The sequence below is a fragment of the Microcystis wesenbergii NRERC-220 genome (assembly GCF_032027425.1).
Lineage (GTDB): Bacteria > Cyanobacteriota > Cyanobacteriia > Cyanobacteriales > Microcystaceae > Microcystis > Microcystis wesenbergii_A.
In genome coordinates this window covers 538237-562447 of the sequence record NZ_JAVSJA010000001.1, presented here as the reverse complement: position 1 = coordinate 562447, position 24211 = coordinate 538237, and the positions used below count along the sequence as shown (strand labels likewise).

23 protein-coding genes and 4 pseudogenes are annotated in these 24211 nt (G+C 42.8%); 4 read left to right on the top strand and 23 right to left on the bottom strand.

Features of this window, described 5'->3' with window-relative positions; all coding sequences use genetic code 11:
- The first annotated feature begins 64 nt into the window (after positions 1 to 64).
- On the top strand, positions 65 to 1642 hold the full coding sequence (locus RAM70_RS02865) for a hypothetical protein (protein WP_312672206.1): 1578 nt from the start codon (positions 65 to 67) through the stop codon (positions 1640 to 1642).
- On the opposite strand, the pseudogene RAM70_RS02860 reads toward RAM70_RS02865, so the two are convergent.
- The 13 genes and pseudogenes from RAM70_RS02860 to RAM70_RS02805 form a co-directional block, all read right to left on the bottom strand.
- A pseudogene (locus RAM70_RS02860) lies at positions 1622 to 1786 on the bottom strand (IS66 family transposase); the annotation flags it as partial. The gene RAM70_RS02865 and the pseudogene RAM70_RS02860 overlap by 21 nt on opposite strands.
- 128 nt (positions 1787 to 1914) lie before the next feature.
- Positions 1915 to 2100 (bottom strand): annotated as a pseudogene (locus RAM70_RS02855) (IS66 family transposase); the annotation flags it as partial.
- A gap of 155 nt (positions 2101 to 2255) precedes the next feature.
- Positions 2256 to 2967: pseudogene (locus tag RAM70_RS02850) on the bottom strand (IS1 family transposase); the annotation flags it as partial.
- Positions 2968 to 3188: 221 nt separating this feature from the next.
- Positions 3189 to 3275: a transposase-like zinc-binding domain-containing protein gene (locus RAM70_RS23060; protein WP_422392696.1), complete on the bottom strand. Its 87-nt coding sequence runs from the start codon at positions 3273 to 3275 to the stop codon at positions 3189 to 3191.
- A gap of 49 nt (positions 3276 to 3324) precedes the next feature.
- Entirely contained in the window at positions 3325 to 3471 is a 147-nt protein-coding gene (locus RAM70_RS02845) for a hypothetical protein (protein WP_190381879.1), read from the bottom strand.
- A gap of 3 nt (positions 3472 to 3474) precedes the next feature.
- Complete coding sequence (locus tag RAM70_RS02840) at positions 3475 to 3645, bottom strand: hypothetical protein (RefSeq protein ID WP_190381878.1); 171 nt, start codon at positions 3643 to 3645, stop codon at positions 3475 to 3477.
- 52 nt (positions 3646 to 3697) lie between these two features.
- A pseudogene (gene tnpC / locus RAM70_RS02835) lies at positions 3698 to 5132 on the bottom strand (IS66 family transposase).
- Between the two features lie 124 nt (positions 5133 to 5256).
- On the bottom strand, positions 5257 to 6009 hold the full coding sequence (locus RAM70_RS02830; protein ID WP_045361010.1) for a hypothetical protein: 753 nt from the start codon (positions 6007 to 6009) through the stop codon (positions 5257 to 5259).
- Between the two features lie 182 nt (positions 6010 to 6191).
- On the bottom strand, positions 6192 to 7235 hold the full coding sequence (locus tag RAM70_RS02825; RefSeq protein ID WP_312672204.1) for a DNA cytosine methyltransferase: 1044 nt from the start codon (positions 7233 to 7235) through the stop codon (positions 6192 to 6194).
- Positions 7236 to 7493: 258 nt separating this feature from the next.
- Entirely contained in the window at positions 7494 to 9155 is a 1662-nt protein-coding gene (locus tag RAM70_RS02820) for an NAD(P)H-quinone oxidoreductase subunit 4 (RefSeq protein ID WP_045361001.1), read from the bottom strand.
- Positions 9156 to 9279: 124 nt separating this feature from the next.
- Complete coding sequence (locus RAM70_RS02815; protein WP_045361000.1) at positions 9280 to 9981, bottom strand: ABC transporter ATP-binding protein; 702 nt, start codon at positions 9979 to 9981, stop codon at positions 9280 to 9282.
- Positions 9982 to 10335: 354 nt separating this feature from the next.
- On the bottom strand, positions 10336 to 11073 hold the full coding sequence (locus RAM70_RS02810; RefSeq protein WP_045360999.1) for a septal ring lytic transglycosylase RlpA family protein: 738 nt from the start codon (positions 11071 to 11073) through the stop codon (positions 10336 to 10338).
- 985 nt (positions 11074 to 12058) lie between these two features.
- Positions 12059 to 12775 (bottom strand): DUF8619 family protein, encoded by a 717-nt coding sequence (locus RAM70_RS02805; protein WP_312672201.1) that lies wholly within the window; start codon positions 12773 to 12775, stop codon positions 12059 to 12061.
- Between the two features lie 692 nt (positions 12776 to 13467).
- On the opposite strand from RAM70_RS02805, the gene grrP reads away from it, so the two are divergent.
- A complete protein-coding gene (gene grrP / locus RAM70_RS02800) occupies positions 13468 to 14367 on the top strand; it encodes an extracellular substrate binding-like orphan protein GrrP (RefSeq protein ID WP_045360997.1) in 900 nt (299 codons plus the stop codon).
- Between the two features lie 14 nt (positions 14368 to 14381).
- Positions 14382 to 14756, top strand: a complete 375-nt coding sequence (gene grrA / locus RAM70_RS02795; RefSeq protein WP_045360996.1) for a GrrA/OscA1 family cyclophane-containing rSAM-modified RiPP — start codon at positions 14382 to 14384, stop codon at positions 14754 to 14756.
- A 59-nt stretch (positions 14757 to 14815) separates the two neighbouring features.
- On the opposite strand, the gene RAM70_RS02790 is transcribed toward grrA, so the two are convergent.
- The 4 genes from RAM70_RS02790 to RAM70_RS02775 all read right to left on the bottom strand — a co-directional run bounded on the left by RAM70_RS02790 (position 14816) and on the right by RAM70_RS02775 (position 21084).
- Positions 14816 to 15916, bottom strand: a complete 1101-nt coding sequence (locus tag RAM70_RS02790; RefSeq protein WP_045360995.1) for an alkene reductase — start codon at positions 15914 to 15916, stop codon at positions 14816 to 14818.
- A 642-nt stretch (positions 15917 to 16558) separates the two neighbouring features.
- Positions 16559 to 18403: an AAA family ATPase gene (locus RAM70_RS02785; RefSeq protein WP_312672196.1), complete on the bottom strand. Its 1845-nt coding sequence runs from the start codon at positions 18401 to 18403 to the stop codon at positions 16559 to 16561.
- 83 nt (positions 18404 to 18486) lie between these two features.
- A complete protein-coding gene (locus RAM70_RS02780) occupies positions 18487 to 20388 on the bottom strand; it encodes an ArsA family ATPase (protein WP_080754334.1) in 1902 nt (633 codons plus the stop codon).
- Positions 20389 to 20400: 12 nt separating this feature from the next.
- The gene (locus RAM70_RS02775) at positions 20401 to 21084 is read right to left on the bottom strand and encodes a GvpL/GvpF family gas vesicle protein (protein ID WP_190380341.1); all 684 of its coding nucleotides are present in this window, start codon (positions 21082 to 21084) and stop codon (positions 20401 to 20403) included.
- Between the two features lie 92 nt (positions 21085 to 21176).
- Between RAM70_RS02775 and RAM70_RS02770 the strand changes: the two genes are divergently transcribed.
- Positions 21177 to 21509 (top strand): gas vesicle protein, encoded by a 333-nt coding sequence (locus tag RAM70_RS02770; RefSeq protein WP_045360991.1) that lies wholly within the window; start codon positions 21177 to 21179, stop codon positions 21507 to 21509.
- Positions 21510 to 21632: 123 nt separating this feature from the next.
- Here the strand turns inward: RAM70_RS02770 and RAM70_RS02765 are convergent, their stop codons facing one another.
- From RAM70_RS02765 to RAM70_RS02740, 6 genes are all read right to left on the bottom strand, one after another.
- Positions 21633 to 21896, bottom strand: coding sequence for a gas vesicle protein GvpG (locus tag RAM70_RS02765; protein WP_002796986.1), 264 nt, complete (start codon positions 21894 to 21896; stop codon positions 21633 to 21635).
- A gap of 14 nt (positions 21897 to 21910) precedes the next feature.
- Positions 21911 to 22645 (bottom strand): gas vesicle protein GvpF, encoded by a 735-nt coding sequence (gvpF, locus tag RAM70_RS02760; protein ID WP_045360990.1) that lies wholly within the window; start codon positions 22643 to 22645, stop codon positions 21911 to 21913.
- Positions 22646 to 22660: 15 nt separating this feature from the next.
- A complete protein-coding gene (locus tag RAM70_RS02755) occupies positions 22661 to 23134 on the bottom strand; it encodes a gas vesicle protein K (RefSeq protein ID WP_045360988.1) in 474 nt (157 codons plus the stop codon).
- A gap of 200 nt (positions 23135 to 23334) precedes the next feature.
- Positions 23335 to 23469 carry a hypothetical protein gene (locus RAM70_RS02750; RefSeq protein ID WP_274518358.1) on the bottom strand — a complete coding sequence of 45 codons (135 nt, stop codon included), beginning with the start codon at positions 23467 to 23469 and terminating at the stop codon, positions 23335 to 23337.
- Between the two features lie 63 nt (positions 23470 to 23532).
- Positions 23533 to 23841 carry a hypothetical protein gene (locus tag RAM70_RS02745; protein ID WP_045360987.1) on the bottom strand — a complete coding sequence of 103 codons (309 nt, stop codon included), beginning with the start codon at positions 23839 to 23841 and terminating at the stop codon, positions 23533 to 23535.
- On the bottom strand, positions 23798 to 24208 hold the full coding sequence (locus RAM70_RS02740; protein WP_287999815.1) for a gas vesicle protein: 411 nt from the start codon (positions 24206 to 24208) through the stop codon (positions 23798 to 23800). Before RAM70_RS02740 ends, RAM70_RS02745 begins: the two co-directional genes overlap by 44 nt.
- Positions 24209 to 24211 lie beyond the last annotated feature (3 nt).

Below are 24211 nucleotides of genomic sequence, written 5' to 3'. Positions count from 1 at the left end.
TGAGAATGAGAATCTCGGACAAAATTTGCTACACTTTCTGCTAAACCTGTTCAAGCTGCACGATATGAAGGAGAGGAACTTTCTGTTACTAACTATATTAGCGATCGCCACTATACTAATTAGTCTAGTTTTAGGAATTGTATTTGACAAAAAAGCGGCCTTGTTAGGGATTTTTGCAGTTCCCGCCATGGTCGCTTCTTTTATCTATCCCCGTATGGGATTATTAGCCCTGATCATCTATCTTCCCCTGAATAGTACCTTCGCTTTGGCCGTGGCGAGAGTTTTTCAGCTAAAGGGCAACCTAATTGACGCAGATACATCCTATGCTCTCTACAAAATCGCCAAAGATGCCTTTTATTACGGTGCTTTAGCGGCAATTTTAATTAAAACCAAAACTTTTAAGCAATTATACCCCCAAATCAAACCTTTTCTCATCGCCGCTTTGATTTTACTTGCCAGCAGCTTGATAACTTTTCTTTTTGTCAATCTGCCCCAAGGAGAAATTGCTGTGGGAATTGTGGGATTAAAAACCCTCCTCAGTTATATTCCCCTAGTTCTCTGTGGCTACTATCTAATCGAGCAAAAAAGGGATTTGTTCGAGGTTAATCGGCTTTTAATCGTGATGATCTTAATCTGTTGCGTTTTAGCTCTAATTCAATACTTCTTACTCCTACAAGGTATCTGTCCCGATAGTGAATCCCTCAATCAACTGGAAGTTATTGCCCCGAAATCAGACACCCAATCTTATCCGAATATTAGCGAAAAAGCCAGCCTGAGAGCTCAATGTTTTGTCGGGGGTTCGGTATTGTATAATCCCGAGCGAGGCTTAATTCGTCTCCCCGGCACACTTTCTGATCCTTGGCAATGGGCTTGGTTTTTAGTATCTAGTAGCACCATCAGTTACGCAGCCAGTTTTAGTGATCCGCAAAAAAGATGGCGCATCGCTGGTTGGGTAGCAATGGTTTTAGTCTTCCTTGCGACTCTGGTTTCTGGACAAAGAGTACCTTTCTTGCTAGTACCTTTGTTTTACTTGGTTCTTTTTATTGCTACTAGCAAAAAGAAACGAAAGTTACCATTAAAATTGGGAATCTTGGGGCTGCTTTCCCTGCTTGCGGTGACGTTAATTCCCTTTATTCGGGAAAGAGGGCTAAATTTTATCGTTCGCTGGCTATATTCGTCTCCAATTGACTTTGTAGTCAATCAAATGCAGTGGATATTCAAATATGTACAGCTTTTTGGTTTTGGTTTAGGCAAAGCCACCAGTGGCGCTCGTCATGTAGCGGGAGAAGAAGGGATAAGACTAATTGAAACCTACTATGCTAAACTCCTCTACGAAGGCGGTATCGTCGGTTTTATCGCTTTTATGGCACTGGTGACAATTCTCTGTATTCTAACCTTTAAAGCCTATTTAAAAGTAAAAAATCCTGCTTTAAAGCATTGGGGTCTTTGTATCTGGATTTTCCTACTTTTTATTAGCTATAACCCCTACTATTATCCTCTCTCTGTCGAGCCTGTTTCTGTTTACTATTGGTTATTCGCCGGACTATTGCTAAAACTGCCAGAAATCAGTGAGAAATTGGAAGATGAGGAGAGATTTCTCGTAACCGTTCAGGGGGGGATGTCAAGCAGCCAGTGTCATTGACTCAGTGGAAGAACTCTCCTGGGGCAGCACAGAGGGAGAAGCACTGCCCCTCCTAGAGGCGCGAATCGCCTCAGTCATGAATTCCAAGACATTGCGGTTTTGAGAACGCAGACTCGTCACTACTGTCAGCATCCGCTCCACAAACACAGTAAGCTGCCCGCGCATTTAAATTGCTTGTTGAGACGAGGCAAGAGGCACTCTTGCAAGAGGCAACAGTAAAGGGATTGGGGGAGATTCGGCTAATCTTAAGAATAAGCGCTTTAAATGCGTCTTAGCTTACCTGCCTCGCTTTGAGAGCCAAAGCTAGGGCGCCGCCACAGCACCGCCGGACGAATTGCTCTTTCAGCCGCATTGTTGGTCGGCTCTAACCCTGACCCTGTGACAAACAACCACAGGGCTGGCTCCACTTTCAGCAGTTGCCGACAAGTACGGACTGTTTTGGCCAAAGGGTTTTTTTCGGCGTTGTCAGATGTAAAGATGAATCAAGCAAAAGTGTAGGGAACTGGAACATCCTTAAACTTAAGGTAATGAATTAGAAGCGGTAGTGGGACTTAGGCGTTTTCGGTCAGCAAAAAAGGCTCAAACCATTACGGGACAAAGGGTTAACCTCGATTTATGATTTTCCTTGATATATCTGGGTTTCAGCGATTTTGGGCTTCTCGAAGTAAATCCCAAGCGGGGATTGGAGTTGAGGCTTTTCTCGATTTGTTTTTTGTCTAAGTCCCAGTAGGGAATTTTCTAACATTTTGACACATTTTGAATAGCAGAGAGTCTGACGATGAAGACGCGCTAAGTAATGACGTAATCTTGTATTTTCTCCCTCTACCCTTGTCCTATAAGTTTTGCTAACAATCTGAGCGACCTTAGGGATAAATATTGGATACACTGGATTTCCATCACTTACCCAAAAATAACATTGCCAAAATGAGATAGCTTGCCATAAACGTTGAAATGTGTCCGCACTATGTTGCCGAAGGCACTCGCCTTGCGAGACCACCAATTACCCATCCAAGAATTCCAGATCGAAAGTGGTCAACAGCCGTCCAGAGCCAGATTTTGTTCTTTTTTTTACCAACAAAAGTTTCTAATTCATCTAGTTCTCCCACTTCTGGAATCGTTTCTGAATTATAGGAATCAGGCAGCAGTTTTCCCACTTGTTTGACCCAATCCATAATGGTTGTTCGTGAGAATCCTGTCACTCTCTCAATGCCTCGAAATCCCATGCCATTTACCTACATTTTCAGACAGCTACCCTTAACATCATCCCTATAGCCCTTTGTTTCCTAGCTGTGGATGAACTGACGACCACAGTTTACACATATATAGGGTCTGCTGAAAAAGTTTTTCGTGGGGGCAGGGTGTGGCCCCCCCAACCCCCCCGACATCGGGGGGGTGGGGTGTGGGGTGTAGGGTTTTACCCATTTTCAGACGGTCAATTACCTAATTTTCAGGGAAAAAGTCCCTGAATTTTCGCCCTGATCACTCTCGGCTGGCACTTTTTGAGGTCAAAAAAGTCTAAAAGTCTTATCCAACAAGGTTTTTAGATTTATTCAGCCAACCCTATATAGTTTTGTTTTTGACCACGATGACCATTTTTATTGATGTGGTCACTTTGACATTCTGGACATTTCATCGTTTTTTTTCCTTCATTGAGTTTCTATCTATTTTGCCTTCTCATCTCTTCATCTGACAACGCCTAAAATCTCGCGCTCTATATCGCTACCAGTAGGGGGAATCCGGCGCGGGTCGTTTTTGGTTACTTCGCTCACGCTAAAATATCTGCTGATCTTAGACTGAGGATCATTCCAATTAATTTTAGTAGAAGCCATTGGTTATTCTTCCTCTTTGTTTGATGACCATTGCGCTAAACCCGCACCAATTAAAGCGCTAGGAGAAGACAAAGCCAGAATTAACTTTTCCTCTGGGAGAACTAAACTTAATGTAATAGCACTAATTAAACCCGTTGAGATAAAAACTAAAGCAATTTTGTTTTTTTGAGACATTCTGTACAAAATAAAGGAAAAACAAGGGCTAACAAAATGTAAATATTCAGGTCTAGGGGTTGACAAAGAGAGAAAAATCAGCAGTGGGGATAAGAGAGACAACCGTATTCAAGGGGTGATGGACAGAGGCCAAAGCCTGACGGAAGAAAGTTAAAACCGAACGGCCTTGAGCGCGACAAGACTGAATCACGGTCAACAAACGAGCAGTATCGACAAAGCCACTGAAGGAGCGAGAACCACCAGCTATCTTGCGCTTGGTTACTCCTAGGCGTAGGGAACGCTCCGCTCGGTTATTGTCGGGAGGAACTTCTGGTACGTCAAGAAAATACCAGCACTGATGGGACTTGTCCAGCAAGGATTTCAGCAATAAACCCGCAGCATAACCCGCCTGGGGTCGCCACACTGCTAAAGCTTGCTCTAACCGCAGTCGAAAATCCCTGACCCAGTGGTTATAGATAGACCGAGCGCCGGTTTCTCGATATTGCAGATGTTGCCTAAAGGCTTCCGTGAGTGATGAGGAGTTTTCAGTTTTTCTACCTGCTTAAAATGCCGCAGTAAATGGGCCAGACATTTCTGCTGGGCGGCCGCCCCATAGCCATTGTAGACACTGAAATCATCGGAGATTAATACCCCAGCAAAACTTTTTCCCAGCAGATGCTCTAATTCTTGTCGCGAGCGGGTGTCCCCCGCCTGGAAGAGGGAAAAGCCCACACCACTAATATTCCACAACCATTCTTTGATGCCCTTAACTAACCACGGTGATTCCTCTACGTGGACTTGGGGTTGTTCTCTGACCCACTCTTGTAGTTCTCTGACTGAGGGTTCTACCGCAGAAGCTCAACGTTGTGTGGTGGCTTGTAATGTCCCTATCCCTACTTCTATTCTGCCAATTTCTCGCCAGCCATTCTTGCTGTTTGCTGTAGGATAGATGCCCATAATGACTCATCCACCCCAACAGGGCTTGTAAGCTTACTCCCAAATCTTGACCGGGTACTACGTCTTCTGGCAAAACCCCGAAAACTGGCCCGCCACAATCAGCACAGTAGGCACATTCTTGCTTATACTCTACTATTTCTATTGGCCTTTCTACTAGCTGGGCTACTATCAAAGTGCGTTGTCGGCGTTCACCCGGGGCGAGATGGCTACTGCCACAATGGGGGCACTTTTCGGCTTTGACGCTCTCAGTGCGGTCTATTCGTCCAAATCCTTTGCGGGTTTTTCCCTCATGCCCTTTTTGCCCGGACGGGGCTGCGTCCCTCTTTCTTTTCGCCTTCTTTGACTTTTTCTGGCTTTCTTAGCCAGTCTGTGGAGGGGGGTTTCGATGAGGTTTTGCTATCCTTATCTAGATGACCCTTCAGCTTCTCGATGGTTTCGCCTTGTTTGACTACTAACTTCTGTAATTTCAGCACCATTTCCACCAGTTGTTCTGGGGTCAGGTTTTTCAGGCTTTCCCTGTCTAGTAGCTGCTGCGGTTCTTTTTGCTTCATCCTCTCAATCTACACTTTTTTCTGTTTTTGTCAATCCCCTGACCTGAATCCTTACCAGACATTTAATTAGTAAAAATTATTAAACAAAGGACAAGAGAGCCATTTATTATCCTGATTTACGTTATTATTGGTCAAGTAAACCATCTTTAATTTCCCTTCTGATCTCATCTAAGTATTGGGAAGCTTGCTGATAATTAGTATGATTTTGATCGTTTATTTCTAACCCTTCTGCTAATTGAAAATTTGATGTAGTTTTTAAATCGTTTATTTCTAACCCTTCTGCTAATTGAAAATTTGATGTAGTTTTTAAATCGATAAATTTAGGGATAGGCAGCCCGATAGGAATAGCTTTTGGATAGCTAAAATAGGTGGCAAAATCTAAGTAGCCTAGTTTTTCATCAATTACTATCCATTCTTGATCGATTAACTGCATTTTTGGTTCTTTGACACCAAAAGCATATAGAAAAGCTGCCGCATAAAAACCAGCATGGTAAAAGAAGTTATCTGTATTATGAGAACTACTGAAAGAGGTGGTCAGTGTAAAATCTCTTTGTCCAGTGCAAATACGATCAGAAAAAATGTCATCAATTGACTTTTTTAACACTTGATCAAACTGATAGGTTTCTTGCTGATTAAGTGCGGGGGGTATTTCATAGTTATAAAAACAAGTCAACCAAAATGTATTATTTTTGCCAGAAAACTCCAGTCCAGATTTTTCTAGAGTGAAAGGTATATTTTTCTCGTCTTCTAAATCTCTTCTAGAATCTGATACTTGTTGGTAAAAGCATCGATAACTAAATTCACCGTCTTTACCACGATAATTAATTTTTCGGAGACGAATAGCATTGATTAATTTAATCCAGTCAGACTTCAGCATAAACAGCAATCGCATTGATCAAATAATTAACTATTATTATAGCAGTTATCTTAAGGGTGAGATAGGAAGTTTTGGTTTTGGGGAGCCGGTCGTCGGTCGTCAATACCAAATTAGGTTATACTTCATCTTGATAAGAAACGCTGTCCTATACCCAACCCCCTAGACAAAATTGTTATTGTTCCTCAGATTGACAATAGTTCTAATTGTCTCCCCTGTAGGTCTTTAAGGCTGATATTTTCTTGAGAATCTCTGGATAAATCTAAAGCTTTAATCACCTCTTTTGCCACTGCTTTTACCACGGGAATAGCCACAGAATTGCCGAACTGTTTATAAGCTTGGACATCGCTAACAACAATCCGAAAACTATCGGGAAATCCCTGTAATCTTGCCCATTCTCTGGGGGTCATTCTGCGGACGAATAATTTATTTACCTCTCCCTTAATGCGAGTAACCGGAGTAAAATTATTCAGTCTTTGATCGATAACTAAATTTCTTTCTTTTCCCATACCTCCCACTACAATAGCATTAGCGATACCATCGGGAGAAATAATCTCATAACCGAACCCATTACCTTTATTTTCGTGTCTGGCCCTGTGTTTAAACAAAGTTTCTAAATACTGATTAGAGAGATAATATTTAACGCTGACTTCCTTTTCTTCTAGGATATCTTTGAGACAAGTTTCTTGATGGGTTGGTTGGGGATAGGAAAAATGGTAAATATTTAAATCTTCTCGAAAACCGACGATAAAAATTCGGGGACGGTTTTGAGGAACCCCAAAATATCTGGCATTTAAAATCTGGGGACTAGGGACAAAATAATGGAAATCCTTTTCTAGTATATCTAAAATAGTTTTTAAAGTTTTACCTCGATCATGATGGACTAAACCCTGGACATTTTCTAAGATAAAAGCTTTCGGTTTCTTTTCGTGTAGGATCCGGGCAACTTCAAAAAATAAGGTTCCGCGTGCATCTTCAAAACCGTGTTTTCTGCCGGCGATACTAAAGGCTTGACAGGGAAACCCGCCGCATAGTATATCATGATCGGGGACAGTTTTTACCTCTAATTTTCTGATGTCTTGATTATCGGGTAAATGACCATAGTTAGCCAAGTAAACCTTTTGGGAGTGAGGATCGATTTCCGAGGAAAAAACGCATTGACAACCGAGATTTTCTAGGGCGATTCTAAATCCTCCTATACCGGCAAATAAATCAATAAAAGTCCACATATTTTCTCTATTCTAAGCTTTTGTTTTGATCCCAGAGACGATATTATACTAAATCTGGTTATTAAAGACTGATTATTTATTCCCCTTTTTGCATGAGTGCATGAGTAGAAAACGGGTTTCTCGGAGAAACCCGTTTTCTGTGCGTATTAAACCAGCTATCTTAGATTTTAGTATAAATGCTCGCATCTTTTTCCTCGCCAAAAAAATCAGGAGCAGAATTTCTACTCCTGATAACCTATTAACCTTAGACTTGCCAATTTATTGGAAGATGCTGGCAACCTTGGCGCTTACATCCGCTTGAGTTTCAGCGTAGATATTTTGACGAGTAGCGGCGATTTCTGTGTAAGCTTGACGCACTTCCGAGTTAACTGCCACCGTTTTGACATCGTAGATACGGGTAGCTAGTTGGGGATAAAAACCGATAGCGACAATCAAAGCGAGGAAAGAGACAGCGATAAAGATTTCTCTGGGTTTAGCGTCAATATATTCTGATTCGTCAGGAAGGACACAGCTAGTACCGAAACAAACTGCTTGTTCGTTACTTTTGTTGGGGAGAATGTTAGTAATATCGCAGGAAGAACCATCTCCGTAGAAAACTTGACGGAGCATGGAGAGTAGATAAATGGGGGTGAGGATTAAACCAACGGAAGCGAGGAAGACAGTCACAACCCGGAAGGTTTGGCTATAAACGTCACTGCTAGTGACACCGATGAATACAGTAATTTCACTGGCAAAACCGCTCATTCCGGGTAGCGCTAGGGAAGCCATGGCGCCGGCAGTAAAGAGAGCGAAGACTTTCGGCATCGCTTGGGCAATCCCACCCATCTCGTTTAAAGCTAAGGTATGGGTGCGGTCGTAGGTGACACCAGCAAGGAAGAATAAGACGGCGGCAATTAAACCATGGGAGAGCATTTGTAACATAGCGCCGCTAATACCCACATCGGTAAAGGAAGCAATCCCTAAAAGGACAAATCCCATGTGTGAAACCGAGGAATAAGCGAGACGGCGTTTCATGTTTTGTTGACCGAAGGAAGCGAAAGCACCGTAGATAATATTAACGACACCGAGAATCGCTAGAATCGGGGCAAAATAAATGTGTGCATCGGGTAGAAGCCCCATATTAAGACGGATTAAACCATAACCACCCATTTTGAGGAGAACACCAGCGAGAATCATCGATACAGGTGCAGAAGCTTCACCGTGAGCATCGGGGAGCCAAGTATGGAGGGGGAAGATGGCGAGTTTGACTCCGAAAGCGATTAATAAACCAGCGTAAAGGACTAATTCTAAAGCGAGGGGATAATCTTTAAATCCTAATTCCGCCATATCAAAGGTCATCGCACCACCACCGTAAAGGGCCATGGCTAGACCGGCAACGAGGATGAAGATAGAAGCGGCGGCGGTGTAGAGTAAGAATTTAGTGGCGGCATAACGACGTTTTTGACCACCCCAGATGGAAACGAGTAGATAAACGGGAATTAACTCGATTTCCCACATTAAAAAGAATAATAATAAGTCTTGGGCGACGAAAACACCAATCTGAGCGGCGTAGAGCAACAGCATCAGGAAGTAGAATAAACGGGGTTTGCGGTCCACTTGCCACGCGGCCAAGATAGAAAGGGTTGTCACCAATCCTGCTAATAAAACTAACGGTGCCGAGATACCATCTACCGACACCGCCCAACTTAAACCTATTTGGGGAACCCAATCGATTTTTTCCACTAATTGTAGGTTGGGGTTGCTTAAATCATATTTTTGTAAAAAGACGTAGCACATTAAAACAAAGTCTGCTAGTCCGACTCCAAGAGCAAACCAACGAACGGTTTTTCCTTCCTTGTCGGGGATTACAGGGATTAGGAAGGAGGAAAGCAAGGGGAGCAAAATGATGGCAGTGAGCCAGGGGAAGTTAGCCGTTAGCATGGCAGTAAGAAAAAATACCTATTTCGTTATGTGTTCATTTTATGCGACTTTGTAAAATTTTGTGAATATTTTTTGTCCTACCTTTACCATAGGCTTTTATCTATAATTGGCGCATCATCATCGATTAACCCAAATAAGCTTGTTTGACCCGCTCATCCCTGAGTAAATCCCCGGCTTCTCCTGCGATAGTCAAGCGTCCCGCTGCCAAAACATAGCCGCGATTGGCAGTTTCTAGGGCTAAATTGGCGTTTTGTTCCACTAACAGGATAGTTACTCCCGATTTGTTTAATTGACGGATAATACTGAAGATTTCTCGCACTATCTGCGGTGCTAGTCCTAAACTGGGTTCGTCTAGTAACAATAACTTGGGACGACTCATTAAAGCTCTTGCGATCGCAAGCATCTGCTGTTCCCCACCGCTTAGGGTTCCCGCTAACTGCTCTCGGCGCTCCGATAGTCGGGGAAACAGTCGCCACTGCTCTTCGATATCGCTTTTTACTCCTAGGCGATCGCTTCTCGTATAGGCCCCTAACTGCAAATTTGTCAAGACTGTTTGACGCGCTAAGATTCTTCTCCCTTCCGGACTATGGGCAATTCCCCGTTTAACGATTTCATGGGGTGGTAAATGGGTAATATCTTGACCCTGATAAATTATTCGCCCGGTCTTTGCCGTTAAAATCCGAGATATCGTCTTTAGAGTCGTCGTTTTTCCTGCTCCGTTCGCTCCAATCAGGGTGACAATTTCCCCCTTTTCTACCCTTAAGCTAACCTGCTGTAATGCCTTGATTCCGCCATAATTAACCGATAAATCGCTAATTTCTAACATAAACCCAGTCAAATCTCAATAGGATCACTATAGCAGTGATCAGTTATCAGTGATCAGTTACCAGTTACCAGTTACCAGTTACCAGTTATCAGTTATCACTGATCAGATGTGAGTTTTTAGTCAGTCCCGATGAAAAAATTTTCACCCCCACAGATGAAAGAGGTTTCCTTCCCTACACCCCACACCCCACACCCTACACCCTCTTTCAAGTCAGGGATAAGGAGGAATCCCGATCATTTGTACTGAATTTTCCAAGACGCATTATTGAGTGAGGGGTATTGAGTAGCATTAACAGTGCTGTCTTTTCACTGCTTACTGTTTACTGATAACTGTTTACTGATAACTGATAACTGATTATCTGCCTAAAACTTCCAAGACAACTGGGGCAACTCCCGATTGGAAGACACCGATAATCGCTGCCGCACCTCTGGAAAGGTCGATGACGCGACCACCGCTAAACGGACCGCGATCGTTAATTCGCACCACCACCGAGCGCCCATTACGCAGATTAGTTACCCTAACCTTGGTGCCGAAAGGTAGATAGCGATGAGCGGCGGTTAAACCACTAGAGTTAAAAGTCTCACCACTAGCGGTGCGACGACCATGGAAACCGCGACCATACCAGGAGGCCATTCCCTTTTTACGGGGGCGACTGCTGGTTTTTACCTCTGGACTTGTTTTTGGCTTCTCTGGCGGTGTGACTGAGGCAGGATTGCTGGCCGGGGCCGGCTTGACTTGATTGGGTTGTGATTGGGGTTGTACCGTCGAAGGAATGGCCTCTTGGGGCCGGGGTGTAACGCTTGCAGGGACGGTATTTTCTTTGTCCACTAGGGACTCCAAAGTTTTCAGAATTTCGTTAGCATTATCTTGAACAGAACGTGATACTTTAATATCTGAATCAGTTGTTCGACTATTAGAAAAAGCGGACAGAACGGTTTGAGTAGTTGACTCGATAACAGTTTGACGGTCTACGCTAATATCCGTCAGGCTGTTGCTGTGTCCTGCTGTCTGGGAACAAATTATCGAGGCTGTAGTCCCCAATACCGTGAGAGCGGTTACAGCTTGTAGTTTGTTGATCAGTTGTTTATTCATAGACTTTCTTAATTGTGCGTTAGCAAGTTCCCAATGCAAAGCTGAAGGAATTTGCTAACATTCCTTTTTGTTTGCAGAGCTAACTTGGTTGCGTTCTGTTCAACCGTATCACGGAAAATCGGTTGGTCATTACGAGAATTTATATCGTTATCGGGCAAGAGAATCAAAAATTTAAATAAAGGGTTGACTTGCGCTAAAAACCAAGTTAAGATAAAGGGTTTTTAATTTTTTGTGTCCTAGAGGGGATCAAGGTTAGGAAAACTAAGGGAATTAGTGAAATTTCGAGAGGTAATAATGCTAGTATTGACAAGGCTTTCAAGGATTATCAGCCCTCCCCGATTTCCCTCTATAGCTGCAGATAATGGTTAATAAAACTGTTTTCTTCGCTACAAAAAACCAGATTTTTAAGATCAATGTTAAATCGGGCTAAAGGTCAAAGATTAAAAATTGTAATAGGGGCTTGACAAAGAACTAAAAATAAGCTGTTATTAGCCAAACTTAACAATAGGCTCAGAAATGTTAATGGAGACTAATAAGTAGTCGTGCCAAATTAATTTCTTAGTCGAGACAGGGCTCTCTTAGGTTTGCTGGGTAAAATGTATTCTAAGATACAGTCCTACTAGCGAGCGAGTGGAAAGAACCACAAAGACACAAAGGACACAAAGATTGATCGCTCCTATATAAGTTAAACTGATCACACAAAGAATAAGAGCGTCGAGACAGGAGACAGGAGACGGGAGACGGGAGATAAGTAGTCGTGCCAAATTAATTGCCATTTTTGAGATAGGCACTGTTGCAATAGTGCCAGAGGGTTAGTGGATGTGTAATTAATTTTGCTTAGGTACTTACTAAATCCTGTTTAAAGGGTATAGAGGAGCAGGGAGCGCCGGAGTGGGGAGAAGGAACAAGAAAGAAGCAAACTTTTTGCCGCAAACCCTATATAGATGGCCCAGAAACCGCTGTCTTTTTAGCGATCGCCGAACAATTAACGGGTTTTGCGTCTTCGGATGACATTATTAGAATAACGAGAAGGTTTTGGCCGGGGTTCTTTTCCCCCTCCTAATTCTCGGCTAACTTGCTGGAAAATATCCCGTCGCAGGACAGGATATTCCCCTATCCACTGGTCGAGTTGGGGAAGATGAACATCAGAAAGCTGATTGATATCGCCTAAATCGGGATCTCGAGACATTAACAAAGCTTCGGCTACCATCCCGGGACGGATCGATTTATGAATGCGTTTGAGGGGAGCGCGAACGATCGCCGAAAACCCAGTTTGATCACCGATTTCCAGATTAATACAGCGTTGGCGATTTTCGATAATCTCTAATTCCCCGCGTTTATTGACCCTTTCTTCTTCCCCGATTAATTCCTCGGTCACAAAAGCATCGAAAACGCGACCGCGCCAAAACCCCCCGTAGGGAAGACGACGATAGGTGTTATTGCGAACACTGGCCCAATAAACTGGACCCCAGAGCCAATATAAACCGGCGATAATGTCGAAAATCAGTTTAATCGTTTTAATCGTTAAACCACCAGGGCCGAATAAATTACCGATTAACCAAGCTGCGGTGAGAGCGATGACAGAAATGAATAAACGACGCAGAAAATCAGACCATTTACCCCAATAGTGAGCGTACTGGGGACCTGTGGCGATAATCGGGACAATTTGCTCGATCGATTGACGGGTAAGGGGAACCAACATTATCAGTTATCAGTTATCATTGACTCTTGTATTCCATCTGTCGCCGAAACTCATAAAACCCGATATCTGCTATGGCTTTGACTAATTGTTGCTCTACTGGGGGAGACCCCAAGACCGCACTGCCTCAAGTATTGCACATCAGCTTTTAGCTGACAAGACAAACCTGAACCTCTAGGTGTGTTGACGGCGGTTACTCTATCGATAGTGATTTTATTGTAGTGGTGATAGCTCAAACCTTTGCTAATTGGGCATTGTAGTCATGAATAAAATACCAAAGGGCTCCCCAACGTGATTCTCCATTTGGCTCTTCTCGACTTTGTGTGATAATTTTTGCTGATGGAATCGTGAAGTGCTTATTGGGCAAAACTTTTAGGACTATTTCGCCGAAAAAACTATCAGTATAGACCTCGTTTTCACACAGAAACCAGAAGAGCCAAGTCATCATCAAGCTAAAGGTTTAAAGACTGATTTTTTACCCACTTCTACTATCAAATTATTACCAAAATTACCGATCGAATTATCGAATTTAAGTCTCCTTTTTAAGGGGGATTTAGGGATAGCAAACTTTTGTAGTCAGATTTGGGAGAGTTGCTATAATTTGTCAAAGTTCACAGAAATTATTATGGAAACCCTGAAGATTTTTTAGCGACTTCTAGTATAGTTATGTTTGTACGGGAGCAAGCACTCGATTTATGAAGAAAATTTTACAGTTAGTGGGACTAGGTTGCCTATTACCTATGTTCCTCGCCAGTGCAAGTTTAGCGGAAACAGTGGTGGAAAAAGTGGCTCGCACGGGATTTTTGACCGTAGGAACCCGTTTTGATGCGATTCCCTACTCCTACATCAATGATAAGGGGGAATTAGTCGGCTATTCTATGGATGTGTTGGAACGAATTAGAAAACGATTGGAAACTCGTCTCGGTCGTCCCGTCACCCTGCAAATGATTGAAGCTAACCAACCCGGAGAGAAAATTAATCTCATTCGTAGCGGGGAAATCGATATCGCTTGTAGTACGGCTTTTACTTGGGAAAGGGCGAAAGTTGTCGATTTTTCCATCAGTTACAGCATTTCTGGGATTAGGATTTTAGCTAAAAAAGGTAGCAATCTCTCCACTCCTCAATCCCTAATCGGTAAACGCATCGCCTTGGTTCCCACTTCTGCGGCCGTCGATGTGATTAAATTAGTACAACCGCAAGCGACAATTGTTACTACCTACAGCACCATAGAAGAAGCGATCGAAGCTTTAAAAACCGGTAAAATCGACGCAATAGCGGGGGATAGCATTTCTTTAGCGGGAACAATCCTCAGAGATAACCCTAAAATCTACGAAATCGTCCCCGAAGAAGCTCTAGCTAATTTTGGCATTGCTTGCATGGTTCCCGAAAATAACTCTACTTTTTTGGATGATGTCAACTATGCCATTGTTAAAATGATGCAGGATTACATCACCAATGATACGGCCACCGTTAGTCAAATCGATCGCTGGTTCGGTAGTCAAGGCATGGTTCCTATCCCCCCAGAATTATTAAAGGGGTTTTTTGCCTTCAAAGTTATCGAACACGCCCAAATTAATCCCCAAGAAGCCAAATAGGAGCATAAATTCAGGTGAATATCAGCAATAAAACTGGTTTAGTCGGCTTTCTTCTCGCTTTATCTGCTTTCGGTCTGACTAGCACTGCCCAGGCCGCCTCGGACGAGGCTAACCCCATTGAGGCGCGTTTAAGTCGTCTATCTAGCGCTGTACGCGAACGAGTTAACCAACTGCCGGAAGGTACTGCCGATCCTAGTTTACAAGCTTTAGGCTGGGGAGATGGTGGCAATCGCGGTTGGGGGAATAGTCGTGTCGGTGGTTGGGCAGATGGTCGCGGTGGTAGTTTCGTTAATTCCCGCCCTTGGCGCAATGGTTGGTCTGACGGTGGTGGTTTCTTTAATTCCCGACCGCGCTGGGGTAATGGTGGCGGTTTCTTAAATCGTTGGTAAGTAAGGTTGGGTGAGGGGTTAACTTTATCCTCGTCCCAACCCCGGTTTTACGAGAAAATCTAGGGTTTATAACTGGGAAAATCGATATAACCTTCCTTGTCAAAAGAATACCAATCTTTCATCTCAGCATCGGGATTAAGGGGCCAATTATTGGCGAATCTTTCCACCAAATCGGGATTACTGATATAGGGGCGACCGAAAGCAATTAAATCCGCATCTCCTAACTGAATAGCGGCTTCAGCAGTTTCTTTTGTATAACCACAATTGCCGATTAAAGCACTATTAAAAACAGCCCGAAACTCGGATAAAAGCATCGGTTGACCCTTTTCGTGAAAACCAAAAGCCAAGCCATCTAGCAGATGCAAATAAGCTAAATTGTACTCATTTAATCTTTGGGCAATATAGAGAAAAGTTTCTCGAAAATCCTCGGAACCCATGTCATTATAAACTCCATTGGGAGACAGACGCACCCCCACTCGATGACTGGGAAAAACAGTTAAAATTGCCTCGACTACTTCCTGCAAAAAACGATAACGATTTGCCAAACTGCCTCCGTACTTATCCTGACGCTGATTAGTGGCCGATTGTAGAAAAGTATCGATTAAATAACCATTAGCCCCGTGAATTTCTATGCCATCAAACCCCGCTAATTTTGCCCTCTGAGCGGCTTGACGGTAATCGGCGACAATTGCGGGGATTTCCTCGGTTTCTAAGGCTCTAGGGGTCTCGTAGGGCTGTTTACCTATGGGTGTATGCAACTCCCCCTTAATCCTAATTGCGGAAGGGGCAACCGGTAAAGCCCCATTTTCCTGAAAACTAGGATGAGAAGCGCGACCACAGTGCCACAATTGACAGAAAATTGGTGTTCCTTTTCTTTGGGCGATTTTTGTCACCATTTGCCATGCTTGCACTTGTTCATCGGTGTAGATACCGGGGGTATTTTGCCAACCGTTAGCTTGGGGAGAAATTACCGTCGCTTCTGTAATCATTAATCCCGCACTGGCCCTTTGCCGGTAATACTCGGCCATTATCTCATTGGCCAGACGTTTTTCTCCGGCTCGCGCTCGCGTCATGGGAGCAAGCACAAGACGATTTTCTAAGTTTAAATCTCCCAATTTAAATTGACTTAAAAGAGTCAGGGAAGTAGTGAAGGCAGTCATCGAATTTGCCGATAGAGAATTTAGGTTAATTTTACCGCAATTATTTAAAACCAGACAATCGCACCCAAGGATGATTGACTGTCTATCTGCGAGATTTTCCCTCTCCTAATTGAGGAAAATTAATCGGATTAACTAGCTGAATATAATTAATATTGTTCATAAATATGACTATAATTACAAGTTATTTAATTTATTCATTGTCGAAAATTAAAGAGACATAAACTATATTTTATGGTGGTTGATTCATGATAAATTTCTTGGCAACTTCGGCGGCAATTTTGGCATCAGAAATATTGCTTAAATCTCAAGAGATAGGAACCTCAACTATCCGATCACCCCAATAATACCATAGATACATCTGTCCCAACTTATGTATGAGGGGACTACCCCCATTCCATCACCTCCTTGACCATTTCTCTCAAGTCATCGTTCTTGGTTTTTCCCTCCCACTTGTCATAAACTAAACTTATACCAATATGGGTGGTGAATCATTTTATCTAAAAAAACTGTCAGTAGAAAAGGAGCGAACCGTCAGTTAATTAGACCCGTTATTGCAGACATTTTGGCAAATTTTTCTTTTTAGGATGGTTTTCCTGAGTTGAGATTATCCCCCCTTACTTTAAGTAAAGGGGGAAAAAAAAATCAATTGGCACGCTGTTCAACCAACAGTTGGTAAGCATGATTAAAATCAGCCGTTGTAATGCGAATATCAGCCGGGTCAGTCATTCCCTGATGGCGATAACGACGAATTGCCATCAGTGCCGCTTGGTTACATAATAACGCTAAATCTGCACCATTCCAGCCTTCGGTTGCCTCGGCCCAATGGCCTAAATCCACATCCTCTAAAGGACGTTCATCATTATGAACCCCCAGAATTGCTAAACGACTAGAGGCATTCGGTAAATCAACTTTTAACTGTAAATCCAACCGTCCCGCTCGCAATAAGGCCGGATCTAAGGCATCTGGGCGATTAGTGGCTCCAATCACTAAAATCGTTGCCCCCGTTTGCAACCCATCTAACTCCGTGAGGATTTGTCCCACAACCCGGTCACTCACTCCTGAATCCCCACTATAACGACCTCTTGCTGGCGCTAAAGTATCAATTTCATCAATAAAAACCACACAAGGGGCTGCCTGACGAGCTTTGGCAAACAACTCACGCACCGCTTGTTCACTCGCACCCACCCATTTACTCAAAAGCTCAGGTCCATTAATACTAATAAAATTAGCTCGCGCCTGAGATGCAACCGCTTTGGCCAATAAGGTTTTTCCCGTTCCAGGGGGACCCCAAAGTAAAATACCTTTGGGAGCTTGGGCTTTGGTTTGCGTATATAATTGCGGATGGAGTAATGCCCCTTCCACGGACTCCTGTAGGGTTTGTTTAATCTGTTCAAGTCCGCCAATATTGTCCCAGTCCACATGGGGAGATTCCACTTCCACAGACCGCAATACCGCCGGTTTAACTTCTTTTAGGGCTTGCAAAAAGTCGGCTTGGACCACCGTCATTGTTTCTGGAATTTGCGAGTCAATCGTAGGAACCTGGCGTCGCAAAGCACTATAGGCCGCTTTCTGGCAAACGGCTTTTAAATCTGACCCGACAAATCCCACCGCATTATCGGCAATCAGAGCTAAGGAAACTGATTCATCTAGGGGCATGGAACGGGTGAGAATATGGAGGATTTCTAAACGGCCTTTACGGTCAGGCACCCGAAAGAGGACTTCTCGGTCAAACCGTCCAGGACGACGGAGGGCAGGGTCAAGATGGTCGGGACGGTTTGTCGCCGCTAGAACAATCACCCCTTGGCTTTGGGCAAAGCCATCCATTAAACCCAGCAATTGGGCCACCAGTCTTTTTTCTACTTCCCCTTCAACTTTACTGCGATCGGGTGCCATGCTATCAATTTCGTCAATAAAAACGATACAAGGCGCATTCTTACTGGCTTTCTCAAAAATTCCCCGCAGTTTTTGCTCGGCTTCCCCATAATATTTGCTGATCACCTCTGGTCCGACTAAGGCAATATAGTTAACACCGAGTTCTTCGGCCAAAGCACGGGCAGTCAGGGTTTTACCGGTTCCGGGTGGTCCGACTAAGAGAACGCCGCGAGTAGGTTCAAGTCCTAATTTGGCCAACAAGTCAGGGCGTTTCAGAGGAATGGCAATTAGTTCTTTGAGTTCTTTAATCACTTCCGTCAAGCCACCAACATCTTTAAGGGAAGCAGTTGTGGATCCTTCGGGCGGTGTCATAGTGTCTTCAATCCCTGAATCAGTGGAGGATGAGCGATGGCGATTGACCTCAAAATCATCCCCACCAGCATTGTTCGGGCGATAAACTCCCCCTGTACGGGGAATACCGCCAGCACGGGGAATATTACTCAAGGGACGGGAATTAAATTGCATTTCGGTTTTAATTTCCCCTTTCTCCAGTTTCTCTTCTAAGATTTTCGCCAGTTCGACTAATTGCTCAAAGCCTTTGAATAATTCTGCCATAAAATTTCTCCTGAGTCAAGTGAAGGATGGGTACTGGGTGATAGATGGGGTTAAGAAGTCCGACTTGATCAGACTAATTACCTTTAAAATAACAGATCTGCTGCGCCTTTTACCCGGGCTAGAGGTTCTACTGACCGGGGTAAACTGGGTAAGCGGATCAAAGTTTGATCTGGGAATAAATCCCGATCAATTTCCTCATTAGCGTGATAACGATTCTGCACGACATAACGTTGATAGACTCCCATTTTTTTCAAAGATGCTGTCAATCGCAGTTGTTCGGCAACGATGGCATCTTGGGCTTGCAAAACTCCAATAAATTCTGTATGTTGGGGGTCTTTTAGTTTTTTCTGGGCATACATCACTTGTTGTCTTAAGGTTCGCAATCGTCCCATTAAATCTACACGCCCTAAGACATTTTGATACTTCATCCAAAGCTTAAAAATCCAACTTAACCAATCTCCTAAAGCCGTTGGCATTTCCAAAAATCGCAGGAGATGACCGGTAGGAGCCGTATCTAAAATAATCAAATCTTGTTGTTTCTGGTCTAATAACTCCATTACTTTTACTAGGGACAACATTTCATCAATTCCTGGCAGAGATTGGGCTACAATTTGTCGCCAAGCTTCTGGAGTATAAGCTAGTTTGATGTTTCCTTCTTCCTTACCTTCACCACTAATCATTTCTGCCAGTTCCCATAAATAATCATCCCGAAATTTTTCTAAAATGATATTAGCATCAACTTCTTGACCACTTAAATTAGCAGTTAATTGTGTGGATTGATGTCCTAACTTTGTCCCAAAGGCATCTCCCAAAGAATGAGCCGGATCGATAGAAATAATTCTAATTTTTTGATCGGGATGACGATTCGCTAACGCCCAACCAATGGCCGCGGCAACGGTGGTTTTTCCCACCCCCCCTTTGCCACCAATGATAATGAGTTGGCGTTTGTCGTCAATAAAATCACTAAAACTCGGCAGAATTTTTTGCGGCCATTGAATAGGAGGCGGCGCCATAAATTCTACTTTTTCGAGGATTTTAATTTGACTCATGATCTGATCTAATGCTTCACCTCCTAGGGGTTCTTTTGCTTGTTGGGGCAGGGTGAAAATTGTCTCTTGACCTGGAATTTTTAGGAATTTATCGAGGAGTTGCTGTTGCTCACTATAGCGATCTAAATTTTGATTAGGATCCGTTAGAATTCGATTAATAAATAAGCTGCCGCAGGGAATATTTAAGTGATGCAAACTATTGAGTAATCGTTCGGTTTCTAATAAACTCATCGGTTCAGCAATTGCCACAATTAAACAAAGGGTAAAATCCTGATTTTGTAGGAGTTGCTTGCCTTCGGTTAATTCTGATTGTGTTTTGACCAAAAAGTCATCCACCTCATCGGCATTGTAGGTTTTTGAAAAGGTTTGCGAAATAACACGATGTTTTTCTTGAAACAACTCTAAAGAATTGAGAATAATCTCTAAAAAGTCTTTAATTTCCAATAAATTTAAGGTATGACCAGAGGGGGCCATATCAACAACAATTCGATCTACAACATTCTCTATTAGTAATCGTTGAATTTCTAATAGACCCATGATTTCATCTAAACCTGGCCAGTCTAAATCCCAAACAGGAGTTAAATCTTCTCCTTCAACAAAACTGCCCCGTTCTACTAAAAGTTCTAAAAATTTTCCGTATTTTTCTTTAAATTCTAAGAGCAATTTTTCCGCATCTAATGCCCTAACTTTTAAGTTGGGTAAGTCTTTTACAGGTGATGCTTCATCGCTAACTTCTGTTTGCAATACATCCCCTAAAGAATGAGCAGGATCGGTTGAGATTAACAGGATTTGTTGCTCGGGAAATAATTTAGCCCAACGGCGAGCAAATCCACAGGAAAGGGTAGTTTTTCCTACTCCTCCTTTGCCACTAAACATAACTAAATGTCGAGTGTCATAAGGACTTAGAGAGTTATTTACCAAGTTAAAGTTAGTCATAGAGAAATCAAGTTAAGTAAAGTGATAGGGGGGAGAAACTTGTCCTAATTGTAATTCCCAACGGGGGCAGGCTTTCTGCCAATGCAAGACTTGCTCGATTAGTAAAGGTTCTTCTTGAAAATCAACTAAAAGATAAATTCGTGATTCTGTCCCTGGAGCAGTAATAATCCTCGTTGATGAATAGCTTTGGTTGACTAAATCCACGAGATTTTGCCATTCTGAACCTTGCAAAGTATAAAAATCTTGTTGGGCTTCATAAAGCTGTTTTTTGGCTAAAAAATATTGTCTGCCTCTGCTTTCAGAAGAGAGTACAGGCTCCTCTAGCTTACGGGGAATACATTTTAAAAGATATTCTCCTTTTCCCTCAAGTTCTTCAATTTTTTCTTGATATTCTTGGGCATGAGAACAAAGATGAGTCAGTAAATTTTCTGCCTCTAAAAAAGATGTGCCAAAACGTAAGGGTAAAATAGTGGTTTGTCGAAATAATTCACAGATGACTCGATCATGACATAAAACCGATTGAATCAAGCGTTCATCATCATTTTGTAAAGTGTCTAAACAAACTTCGGGTTCGACTACGGCCGAGAGAGAGCCAACAGTTATCAGTAACAATGGGTTCGCCATTCCAACGGGTAATTTTAGGCTTTCTATGGGGGTTTTCAAAAAAGCGTAAGTATATAGATTGTACAATTTCATAGGGTTGACCGAAAGAAAATTGACGATTTTTTACAAATTTTTATATTGGGGCGTTGATATGCTAGAATATTCTAAGTTATTCAGGGATTGTTATGACAACCACTCGTCCACCCAGACCAATTAGATCTAAAATTAGCACCATGCCTCGGAAACAATCTGAAGCAGATCACCAACTTGAGCTTTACAAGTTAATTACTGAAAAACAACGTATCCAAGAAAAATTAGAAATGATGGAGCGGCAGATTGAGCAGTTAAAAAGTCGTCTCACGTCTGTGACAGATCAAATTGAGACTACAGAACAAAGCATTCAAAATTTGCGTACAGTCAATCCTCCTAGTGTAGCTAAAAAGCCTGATTCCCCCAAAACTGTTGCTCACTCCTCTAATAATTCCAGTAATTTCCAAACTTTTTACCTAGAATATTAAGGCTTAACCAAGGGCTAGTTCTGACCAAGCTTCAACGAGTTCTTGAGCTTGTCAAATCCGCCCTTACTAAGCTTACAATTTGTGATTTTGTTCATGATCTATGTGGTGGGAAAGATTGCAAGTTTAGAGAGAAGATTCAGATTCGTTTTCTGCCTCTTCTTCTTCTTCTAAGGCTTGAATTTTTAATAAAAGTTCTTCTTCCTGAATTTCAAACTCCTCCTCAGAAATGTTGCCCATATCGTAAGATAGTTGTAAGGATAATAACAATTTGTGCAAATTTTCCGCCTCATCATATTCTATATCTGCACGCTCTTGAATTTTCTCCCCAATCCAGATCAGACCCCCAATAGGACCGGTAACAGGAAGAAATAAAAGATCGAGAAACATAACTAATACTCTCCTTAGACAAGTTGGGCAAAGGTATAGGGTGCGGTTAGATTGTTATAGCGAATTTTTAGGCGATCACCAAACTGCTGATCGATCGCTTCCACCTTTTGGCTAAATTCCGGCTCTTCGTCCCAGGGAATTAAATAAGCTGCATTGTAAATCATGTCATCCGTCATCGGATCGCTTTCAATCACCTCTTGGGCGCAATGATTTAATTGCTCTCTAAAGACTTGAATAATGTCTTGTTTCCGTTGCAATACAGTGGCTTCAATGAGTTGACCTATATGGATAATTTCTTCCATATTTAAGTTTTTACCCATCATCGCATCCCGTTCTTGCTTTAACTTAGGATTAGACTCCAAAGCCGCTTGTAATTCCCACTGATTATCCCAAAAAATCTTAATGCTAACTTCTCGCTGGCCTGACAGTTTAGCAAATAATTCTTTCAGTTGGGTTTTATAGGGAGCAATTAATTGTTCGGTGACGGATTCCCAGGTTTTGATAACTAAGCCAAACCGCAGGGGCAACAACGTTGTAAACCCTGCTTCCATGACAGTTTCTAATACTTTTTCATGGCAAATTAAATAGCGACGGGATGCCAAATACTTCTCTTTATGAGCAGCGGAGTAGAGAAAACTAAAACCATCAATCATCTCACTGTGAACTGGCTCATTATCAATCCCTTGCAAAACCAGTCCGTCAGGAACTGCTTCGGGAAATATTCCATACAAATAAAGACCCACTGTCATCAGTATTCTCCCAAATTAAAGCGGCTGAGAAGTTAAAACCAAACGAAGCTTGAGGTGAATTAGATCTAGTTGAGCTAAACCCAGATCAACATTTCCTTCCACAACAACTCCTGTATTGAGGAGTCTATCCACTAATTCCAACACAGAAGGCTTAATCCCCTCCTCTCCTGGGTAATAACTCCCTGCTTCAGGTAAAAGAGTTCCAAACTCTCCTAGGTGGACATTTAACTCTTCTGGCTCAACCTCAAAAATTTCACACAAATAGAGAATTTGTTCTTGCAATTTTTGGATACTTTCTGCAGCTCTATCTAAATCAGACTCACTGAGAACCCCTTTTTCCATCCGGCGAATGATTTGGGCTTCGAGCAATTGGCGTACCAGTTCCACGACAGTTAACAGTAAAGGGGCTAAACCAGCTTGGCTATTACTTTCTGGACGGGTCAGCAAGGCTTGATTATCAGAATCGTAAGGTGTGCAAGCAAGGGTCATGGTTGGAATTGGTAAATGAGCAGTTTTTGACGGTGAGTGTCTAGTGGGGAGCTTGGCCAAGAAATTTTATCTGAGGGAAGAAATGATGTAATTAAACAATGTCAATTTTCCGCTGCCTTGTGAAGATTCAAGTGAGGAACTTCTCCGACAGGAGGAATGTGCTTGCTCATTTGGACTGGTATCATGGCTCTCCATCGCCCCTAATTGGGGTATTTTAAGGCTTGAAGTTCAGCTTCTAGGGTTTGAAGTCGGCGTGAAATTTCCAGGTTTTCTGCTAATAAAGCTTGGGATTGGCTAGGGAGGTAGGAGTCGCCTTCCCACCCATTAATTTCCATCTCCCTTGCTCTATCAACAGAGGCAATCGTTAACTGGTGTAAACTTCTTTACCGTTTGAAGATTCAATTGAGGAATTTCAATGTATATAAAGAATGTGACTGATCGTTCTGACTGATATCACGGCTCTCTATTGCACTTAATTTGGCTAAGGATTTTAAGGCTTGAAGTCGCCGTGAAAGTTCCAGGTTTTCTGCGAATAAAGCTTGGCATTGGCTAGGGAGGTAGGGATAACCTTGCAAGCCGTTAATCGCCGTTTCCCTTGCTTTATCAAGGGGGGCAATCGTCTCGTGTAAATTCCCTAACCTTTGAGGATTCAAGTGAGGAATTTCACGCATCTGAGGAATGTGCTTCATCGTTCGGACTGGTATCATGGCTCTCCATTGCACTCAATTGGCTTAAGGATTTTAAGGTTTCAAGCTCAGTCTCCAGGGTTTGGAGTCGGAGTGAAAGTTCCCGATTTTCTGCTAGTAAAGCTTGGGATTGGCTATGGAGGTAGGGATCCCCTTCCCACCAGTTGATTCCCATTTCCCTTGCTTTATCAACAGAGGCAATTAACAAACGAATGCGGATATTTAGAAGTTCAGTGGAGGCGATCGAAACGGAAATATCGCCAGCAATCACAATTCCTTTATCTAAAACTCGTTCAAGGATATCCGCCAAACTCGAACCTTGAGTTGCTGTTTTCAGGGATTTGTTTGATTGGGTTTTGAGCGAGCCAGCAAAAGTGGAAGAAGTCACGGT